Source organism: Terriglobus sp. YAF25, assembly GCF_052113305.1.
Classification (GTDB): Bacteria; Acidobacteriota; Terriglobia; order Terriglobales; family Acidobacteriaceae; genus Terriglobus.
Window position 1 is genome coordinate 1 of record NZ_JBFRCY010000321.1, and the last position, 8,559, is coordinate 8,559.

At 57.7% G+C, this 8,559-nt stretch carries 8 protein-coding genes and 1 tRNA gene; 3 read left to right on the top strand and 6 right to left on the bottom strand.

The window, feature by feature from the left end; all coding sequences use genetic code 11:
* On the top strand, positions 1 to 1,128 hold a 1,128-nt coding region (locus AB4043_RS14365), incomplete at its 5' end, for an MFS transporter (RefSeq protein ID WP_442307348.1).
* Here the strand turns inward: AB4043_RS14365 and AB4043_RS14370 are convergent.
* Positions 1,125 to 2,105 carry a DUF2971 domain-containing protein gene (locus tag AB4043_RS14370; RefSeq protein WP_442302042.1) on the bottom strand — a complete coding sequence of 327 codons (981 nt, stop codon included), beginning with the start codon at positions 2,103 to 2,105 and terminating at the stop codon, positions 1,125 to 1,127. The genes AB4043_RS14365 and AB4043_RS14370 overlap by 4 nt on opposite strands.
* A gap of 178 nt (positions 2,106 to 2,283) precedes the next feature.
* On the opposite strand from AB4043_RS14370, the gene AB4043_RS14375 reads away from it, so the two are divergent.
* The gene (locus tag AB4043_RS14375) at positions 2,284 to 3,156 is read left to right on the top strand and encodes a hypothetical protein (protein ID WP_442302043.1); all 873 of its coding nucleotides are present in this window, start codon (positions 2,284 to 2,286) and stop codon (positions 3,154 to 3,156) included.
* Positions 3,157 to 3,195: 39 nt separating this feature from the next.
* Here the strand turns inward: AB4043_RS14375 and AB4043_RS14380 are convergent.
* Together AB4043_RS14380 and AB4043_RS14385 are read right to left on the bottom strand one after the other, a co-directional pair.
* Positions 3,196 to 3,272: transfer RNA gene (locus tag AB4043_RS14380), tRNA-Pro, on the bottom strand.
* 102 nt (positions 3,273 to 3,374) lie between these two features.
* Positions 3,375 to 3,647, bottom strand: a complete 273-nt coding sequence (locus tag AB4043_RS14385; protein ID WP_147646369.1) for an oxidative damage protection protein — start codon at positions 3,645 to 3,647, stop codon at positions 3,375 to 3,377.
* Between the two features lie 108 nt (positions 3,648 to 3,755).
* On the opposite strand from AB4043_RS14385, the gene AB4043_RS14390 reads away from it, so the two are divergent.
* Positions 3,756 to 3,956 carry a DUF3565 domain-containing protein gene (locus AB4043_RS14390; RefSeq protein WP_442302044.1) on the top strand — a complete coding sequence of 67 codons (201 nt, stop codon included), beginning with the start codon at positions 3,756 to 3,758 and terminating at the stop codon, positions 3,954 to 3,956.
* A gap of 267 nt (positions 3,957 to 4,223) precedes the next feature.
* Here AB4043_RS14390 and AB4043_RS14395 read toward each other — a convergent pair whose 3' ends face one another.
* The 3 genes from AB4043_RS14395 to AB4043_RS14405 all read right to left on the bottom strand — a co-directional run.
* Positions 4,224 to 6,113, bottom strand: coding sequence for a M61 family metallopeptidase (locus AB4043_RS14395; protein WP_442307349.1), 1,890 nt, complete (start codon positions 6,111 to 6,113; stop codon positions 4,224 to 4,226).
* 216 nt (positions 6,114 to 6,329) lie between these two features.
* Positions 6,330 to 7,931, bottom strand: a complete 1,602-nt coding sequence (locus tag AB4043_RS14400; protein WP_442302046.1) for a hypothetical protein — start codon at positions 7,929 to 7,931, stop codon at positions 6,330 to 6,332.
* A gap of 76 nt (positions 7,932 to 8,007) precedes the next feature.
* The coding region (locus AB4043_RS14405; protein WP_442307350.1) for a GGDEF domain-containing protein at positions 8,008 to 8,559 on the bottom strand (552 nt) is incomplete at its 5' end.

Genomic DNA, 8,559 nt, shown 5'->3' on the forward strand with positions numbered 1-8,559 from the left:
CCGCATACACTTCCCCAGGTGACACTCCGCAACAAACTCTGGACCTATCTCGGCTTCTGGGCAACCGGCGTAAGCCTCATCATGCCCGGCGCCATGCTGCCCGCCATCACACACGCCTGGCATCTCACCGACCGCGGAGCAGGCGCCATGCTCTTCTGCGTCTACTTCGGCTCATCCCTCGGAGCGCTCTTAGTCCGCGGCACGCTGCAACGTCTGATCGCCACCTACTCATTGCTGTTATGCGTGGCGGCAGCACTATGGGCATCGACAACAACCTGGCCGCAACTCCCCGCACTGCTCTGGGGCATAGGCCTCGGCACCGTCATGACCTCGACCAGCATCCTCTTCAAACAACAACAAGCCTCCGCGGTGGCACTGGTACGTCTGAACTTCGTCTGGGCCGTAGGAGCACTCCTGGCCCCCACGGTAGTCACCCAGGCACTCCGCACCGGCAGCCCCCGCACCGTCCTGCTGGCCTTCGCCATCTTCTGGGCCATCTACGCAGCAGGCACCTGGCTGATGACCGGCAGCAGCACATCCCAACTCACTGCGCCCAGGCTGGACGCGAACGCATCGCTGCTGCAAGGCCTCCGCGGAGTCCCCACGGCACTGATCATCGCCACCATCCTCGCCCCCGGCATCGAAGCCGCCTGCTCAGGCTGGCTCTCCACCTACGCCGACCGCTACGCCATGCGCCTGGCCATCACGATCGCCGCCCCCTCATGCTTCTGGGCCGGACTACTACTAAGCCGCGCCATGGCCTTCCTCCCCGGCGCAGACCGTTACCTCGAAACCCGCTGGCGCTGGCTACCCCTCCTGGTCCTCGCCGGCACCGGAGGCCTGCTGCTACMCCTGCAAAGCGCCTGGATGCTAACCTGCGCCTTCTGCACCGGCTTCGGCCTCGGCCCTCTCTACCCAGCCCTGCTCTCAAAGGTCCTGGACCGCCGCCAGAACAACACCATCTTCTTCCTGGCAGGAGCAGCCTCCTCCGCCCTGCCATGGCTAACCGGCCAAGTCTCAGCCTTCAGTCATTCACTGCGGTGGGGAATGATGGTGCCGGTGCTCGGTGCTTTGACGATGTTGATGGTCATCCTGCAAGAAGTTGGTTCCGAATATTCGGAATCTTAGATTGTGTCCCGATAGGGAATCTCTGACCGTTGAATATCAATATCAAGATCGCATTGCCCAAAAAATTCATTCAGAGCATTTGTTGACAGATCTGAATGCGGCGAGGGGCCTACAACTATCTCATGTATGAAATACGGATTCTTTAGGCGTCCGACAGCATTCAAACCGGAATGAAGTGAAGCTGTCGGGTGGGGAAGATTTACCTCTGCATAAGGGATAAGCGTGAATCGGGATGGCTTGAAATGAATGCGACCGCCTATGTAAGGATTCGTCAGAATGAGACGGAACTCTTCCTCGGTCGCGAACGAAATATCTTTTGTGTAAGACGCCAATTCGGCGATTCGCCACCACACGCTGTCGGGCAAATGAAGTTCAAACCCCTCATGCTCGCGCTCTACGTCTGCCTTATCATCTTTTGCTTGAGCGATGGCGTCAGATAGCATCTGATCTATCAAGGGTGCTTCTGACTTGCTCAGGTAGTTGACCTTTTTGAATGAGACAACGGGTCTCAATTGCCAATGCTCGCCCCCACCCTTCTGCTCACCCCCAAATGCATTGATGAGGGATTCTGTTCTTATTCCAATGGCGACTCCATTTCCGTTGGAGCAATAGGCGCGCCATTGAGGCAGCGAATCTCTATTACCTGAAAAAGAAGATACAAACGGCAGATCTCGGATCATTGCGTTTGGTTCTTCCATTTCTTCGAAAAATTTCGATAGTTCAAACTGGCTGACGCTGAATTTTCCCCACGCATCGGGCTGTTGTAGGCGGCCCGAGATGGCTTCTAAGAAGAATGTTCGTTCGGTAATATCGTTTAAATAATTCACGCTGGTTGCGTGAAAAACGGGAAGCTTTGCACCTGACCCGATCGTAGGCCTTACGATTTTAAGAAGCGTATCCATCGAGGTGTAGTGATAAACCACCTCGGGTATTATTTTGTTTTCCTTCAGATTTTTCTGCGCTTCCATCTCGTTCATGTGTCGCTCTCAACTTTTATCCAGTGGCGAGTAGAAACATCTTATTCAGCCTGCACAGAACCCCTAATAGGATTCTTGTACAAGCGTCAATTTCTAAAGCTGTAATGCCACTATACGGTCGGTAGACGTAGGCCGGAACTATTGTCTTTTCAGAAAAGACGAGGTGTAATTCATTGCGATGGCGAATCCTGAATCTCGTCTCGAAGCTGTCGAATTAGCAAGTTTCCTTGCTTCTACCCCGCCTTACGCCACCGTTAAGATCTTGACACGCGGGCTGACGGTTCAACAGGACGGCAGGTTAGGGACGGCATACCTGAACCTCCCCGAAATCAACATATATTGCGACTTTTGCGATGGTTCTCGCTACTTTTCCTCTTCTGAAGACACAATAAATTTCCACGCACGGTTACCTGCTCACCGCTTCCTTTACTACACATGCAAGAATTGTTCGATGGACCACAAGGCCTTCGCTCTATCCCTGAGTACTAATGAGAATGGCGACGATCTTGAGGCGTTCAAGTTTGGTGAGATGCCGCCATTTGGTCCACCTACTCCAACTCGCCTTTTGAGGCTTTTGGGGCGAGATAAAGAGCTTTTCCTAAAAGGCCGGCGTTGTGAATCACAGTCACTTGGAATAGCGGCCTTCAGCTACTATCGTCGGATCGTTGAACTTCGCAAAAATGATTTGCTAGACGAGGTGATCAGGGTATGCGAGCGCCTCGGGAAGCACGAAATTCTGGTAGGCGAGCTTCGGACAGCGAAGGATGAAACTCAGTTTGAAAAAGCTGTCAAATCGATACATCATGCCCTGCCAGATAGCCTGCTACTGAACGGTCGTAACCCTTTTACGTTATTGCACGGAGCGCTCAGCAAGGGTCTACATGCTGAGGATGATGAGACATGTCTGGACTTGGCCCAGAGCGTACGAGTCGTTCTGTCCGCCTTTATTGAACGGCTCAACTTCGCCCTACAAGACGAAAATGAGTTGACTATCGCCGTGAATAAATTAATCGCGTCCCGAAACTCCAAAGTTGGGAACGAACGCGAATGAAGTATCCGCTCGCGTTAATAAGTAAATGAGGAGAAGAAATGGTCGGGACGACTAGATTCGAACTAGCGACCTCACCCACCCCAAGGGTGCGCTCTACCAGGCTGAGCCACGTCCCGACTCTTACGTAAACAGCGGGTTGCGCCGGGCGGCGCTGGGGCTATTGCCCGCTGTCTTTTAAGTTTACTACACCCATAGCAGGGTGGCCTTGCGGCCTCCCCCTAGTGCTCTGGAGCGACGTATTCCTTGGGCAGCTCGCCGCCCGAGCCGTAGAAGAAGTCGTTCATCTGCTCGACCAGGAACTCCTGCGCCTGCGGCGTCCAGGGCTGCAGCCGATACTCGTTCAGCAGCATCTTCTGGCGCTCAAGCCACTCATTCCAGGCCTTCTTGGAGACAGTCTTGTAGACCTTCTGCCCCAGTTCAGAATCGAACGGAGGCTCATCAAGACCCTCCATCTCCTGCTTGTACTTCGCGCAAAAAACTGTGTTTGCCATCGGTTCTATCTTACTGCGGGCCGAGCCTTTCCGCAATGAAAACGCCGCTGCACCCTCCTTCCGGGATACCCAGCAACAGGGAAAATGCTCTAGTTGGGGGTGGAGCGTATGGGCGTGCATCGGGCGATTGTCGGGTTTCATCAGGATGATGAGGGGCATTGGGTCGCCGATCTCGAATGCGGTCATACCCGGCATGTGCGGCACGATCCGCCCTGGCAGACGCGGGAGTGGGTAGTGACCGAGGATGGACGGGCCGAGTGGATCGGGAAGTCCTTCGAGTGCCTGAAGTGTGGTGAAGTTCCCAAGTGAGCCACGACACTGGGTGCCCCGGGTCCCCTTAGGGACCTGGGTATTCGCGCGGGAGCGCGAATTGTCTTGCTTAAGGGGACGGCTTTCAGCCGTCCCGTACCAACAGCCAAAAGAAAGGGGCTTTCAGCCCCTGAGGGCAAAGTCGCAAGGCCCATGCAGTGACCTCAGCGGCTGAAGCCGCTTGCCTTGTTGTACCCTCGTACGGCACGGCTGAAAGCCGTGCCCTTAAGCAAAGCGGATCGCGCGTAGCGCGATACACCCAGACCGTTAATTCACCATCGGCTTGATGATCTCGTCCAGATACGCCGGCGATCCCTCCGCCCGCACCAGATGCGGATACTTCTCCCCATCGTGATAATTCAGCGAGATCGTCTTCAGATCATTCCCGATCGCCACCAGCAGATCGATCGTCTTATCCGTCCCCTTCGCCGCCTTGATCGCTCCATACAGCGCATCGCCGGAGAACGCCGTGCTGTTCACACCCACAATCTTGATCCCCGGTCCCAGCCCTGCCTTATACGCGACTGAGTCCATATAGACATCGCTGATCACGCCCTCACGATTCGCCCGGAAGCCCAGCGAGTACAGCGCATCCACCGTGCCGCGACGGGCGAGGCCGCTGCGCTGATAAGACGACATCGTGTCCGTGTAGACCAGCGTGTAGCCAGCCTGCGCCAGGCCTTCGATCGACGGATCGCCGGGGCCGTGCGACAGAATGCGATCCTTCAGGAACTTCGCCCAGTCATACKCGACGACCTGATTGAGATCCTTCACCAGCTCGTCGAACTCATACGGCAGCACCTTCGCAGGCGTATCGCCRCCCGCCCCGAGGAAGAGCGCCGCAAAGTCATTCAGCGACTTCTGATCGTTGGTCAGCTTGCGGATGGTCGTATCGGCATCCAGCCAGATCAGCTCACCCTCCTGGTAGTAATCCTGCGAGCGCCGCCAGCTCACCCACGCCTGCGATCCGCCGCGGATCGACTGTGCCGCGATCGCCGTGTCCTCCGCATTACGCCACAGGCGCCCCGGCCGCGTATCCAGCGACGCAGCAGACGAGGCCAGAGCATCGCGATAGTTCTCCGCCGTCCAGAAGCCCGCCCGCGCCGACAGCACATTGCCCCAGTACTGCGTCATGCCCTCGTACACCCACAGCAGGTCACCCTGCTGCGGCGTAGCGTAGTCAGGCTGATACAGCCGTGCCGGCCGGCGATACTTGCCGTTCCACGAGTGCGTAAACTCATGCGGCAGCAAATCTGCATTGCTCACAGCCATCGCCGGGCTGCTATAGCCATCCAGCTCCACGCCGTTATCCGACGACTGATGATGCTCCAACCCCTCACCGCGAATCTTGTCCGACAGCGAAAGCACGAAGTGATAGTCGCGATAATGCGAGCTCTTATAGAGAGGCCGAGTCTCGCGCACCAGCTTGCTGGCCGCCTCGATCGTAGCCTTAGGCAGATTCGCAGCCTCTTCCGTGTCGGCAGCAACATCAAGGAAGTGCTTCGGCGTGCACTCCGGCGCGAGCGCAATCTCGTGGAAGTACTTGCCGGCGATATAAGGCGAGTCGACCAGCGTCTCTACATCGGTGGTCTCAAACGTAGTGGTGTTGCCGTTGGTGTTTGTGGGCACAAGAGCTCCACCACCATGCCAGCCCGCAGGCAGCGTGATCGACGGAGTCACCTTGATCTTCGCTACAGGAATCTTCGCCGGATACAGCACAGCCGAGTTCCACTCCAGCACCGCAAGGTTGTTACTGGTAAAGGACCGCTGATCGGTGGAATCCAGATAGTCGAACTTCGCTTCAATCTCACTGACACCTGCAGGAATCTCCAGGTGGAAGGCGTACATATCGACATCATCACGACGCCATCCCAGCGGCTTGCCATTCGCGGTAAAGAAGATACCGGCAAACTGCGCAATCGGCCCCGCAGGCATATGCGTGCCGGGAATCCACTCCGGATACTCAAGCGTAAGTTGTCCAGCGACGACGGGAATAATCTCCGTGCCATGCACGAGATGACGATAAGAGTCCGTCAGATCAACCGAAAGCCGGATCGGCGCAGACGGCGCCTCCGGAGTCTTTGCGACGGTCTTTTTATCAGCGGCCAGGGCGGCGAGAGGAAGGGCGAGGAGCGCCAGAGCGCAGCGAAGATGCATGGAGGAATTCTAGATCGGCGGGGCCTTCGGCCCCGATAGTTGAATGGTTGAATTGTTGAATGGTGAGTCACGGGCCTTTGGTGGGGCACGACAGGGTGCCCCACATACGCGCCGCGGGGTCCCCGACGAACTTTGTTCGCTGGGGTGCAAGCTTATGTGGGAAGTTCGCGCGGAAGCGCGAATGTTTTTTGTTTGTCATCCCCTAGGGATCTGCTCTTACACCTTCGGCGAATGCTTCCGAAACGTCACCCGAATCTCCGTCCGCCAATGCTCATCAAGAGCAATCAAATGCCACTCCACCTCCGGCTTCAAATGCCGCAACACCACCTCCGTCGCGGGATGAATTCTCAGCGCCGGAGCCACCAGGTACATCAGCGGAACATCCTGCGAGAGCCCAATGCCGGGAAAATATCCATGCTGCTGCAGCGGATTCACCGTCTCATGCGGAGCAAGCCTCGCATGCCAACGCACTCGGATCCAGTAATCAAGCGCCTGCAACGCAAGATGGAGATCCTCATCCGCCTTCAGCTCCAGCACGGCAAGCCGCCCGCCGTTGGTGACCCCGAGCAGATCGAGCATGCCGCGATCCGTAGCGGCAAAAGCCGGCACCTGCGTATAGACAGGCGCTGCCCGCAGAGCTTCATCCATCTCCGGCAGGCTGGTTCTCAAACGCGACTCCATCCAGCGTTCCGGTTGCATCCTGAAGAGCGGATCGTTGCTGTCGCCCTCAGGCCGGCGTCGCTGAAAGAGCTCGCTGACCAACGCACGAAGCGCATCGCGGTCCGCGTCATTGAGCAAGGTCTCATTCGCACCCGCGCCCACCGTGATCTCCAGCGTGTGCGCAAAGGAGTTCGCTGCGCTCCGCAACACAATACGGGCGAACTCCAGCCCATGCAGCAGAAACGCCAGCTCCGTCGCAGACCGCAGCCGCTGCTCCACAAGCCCACGCGACGCAGCCGGAACCAGCTCCATCACCTTCGCGATCGCAACATCAAAACGCGTAGTATCCGGATTCGGAGCATGGATCAGCCGTGTCTTCAGATTGCCATGATCCGCAGGCTCGCGTTGCGTCAGCTCTTCCGCTCGAGGATCAAGCTCATACAGCTCCCACTGCGCAATCCGCGGATTCAGCCACGCCATGCGCGCCAGCGTCAGCGCCGCCGTGCCTGCTGGAACAACGATGCGTAGTCCCGCAAAGAGATGCTTCCCCATCGCCCGCTCGCGGCAGAGCTGCAGCCACAAAATGCCCAGTGTGAGCACACCATCGACGGTCTGCGCCGACTCCTCCGGCCCAACCCCAAGCACCGCCCACGCCTGCTGCCCACGCGTGATCACACCCCGCGCATACGCCGGTCCAAAACTGCGCTCCAGATCCATGGCAGTACTGAAACCCGCCGGCTTCCACTCCGGATAGTTCCGGACAAGCACACGCTCCAGCGTTCGCAGATACTGCCTGCGAGCAGCATCACGAGTCGAAGGCAGCCGCCGCTCCTGCTTCGAGACCAGATCCAGCGTCGTAGGTTTCGGCTGGCCAAACCGCTGCACGCTCAACCGCAAGCCGCTGCTGCGAGCCTCCGCAGACAAGACACGCCGCGTAAGATTCCGCTCCTCACTCCAAAGATGAAGCGTGCAGCGATTGTGATCGGTATTCAAACTCCACTGCGCCGAGCGCATATCGAAAAGCAGCGCCCCGTGCTCGAGGATGGCCGCGTGGGGATAGGCCTGAAAGAAGTCGGTGATGAGCGCAGCCGTTTGCTGCGCAGTTGCTAGTTGCTGGTTCCTGGTTGCTAGTTGGTCTGGAGCGTCGGGATTCCTCATGAGGAAGAGCAAGTTTCTCTGCTAGGCTACACGTCACACAAACGAGGCTCTGCCTCAACTAGGAACCAGCAACTAGCTATGTAACCATCGACTGCCCAATCGCCGTTCCCCGCGCTTCGCGTTGTTCGGGGGTCTGCATCGGGCGATCGTAGAGCAGGCCCATGCCCACCACAGCAAGATTGTTACGAGTAGTGTTCTTCACCTCGTACATCATGGTGTCGGCCGCACGGATGATGGAGTGCACGGTGTCGCCGTCCTCGGGGAAGGTGGCCAGGCCAAGACTTCCCTGCACGCGCAGTGAAAGGCCTTCGCCGGTCAGGAAGCGGGACTCGCCCAACGTGTCATAGATAGTGCGGGCCAGTGTGACGGCGCGTTCTTTTTCAACGCCGGGCATCAGTACGACAAACTCATCGCCGCCGTAGCGGAAGGCCGGGTTCGCGGTGCCGAAGACACGCCGCAGCAGGTTGCCAACCTCAGCGAGCAGGCGGCTGCCGACCAGGTGGCCATGGGTGTCATTCACTTCCTTGAAGTGATCCATGTCCATGAACATCAGGCTGAAGTGGTTGCGGCGGCCCTTGCGGACCTCTTCCTCGATCGCCTTGTAGAGATACCGCGCATTGAATAGGCC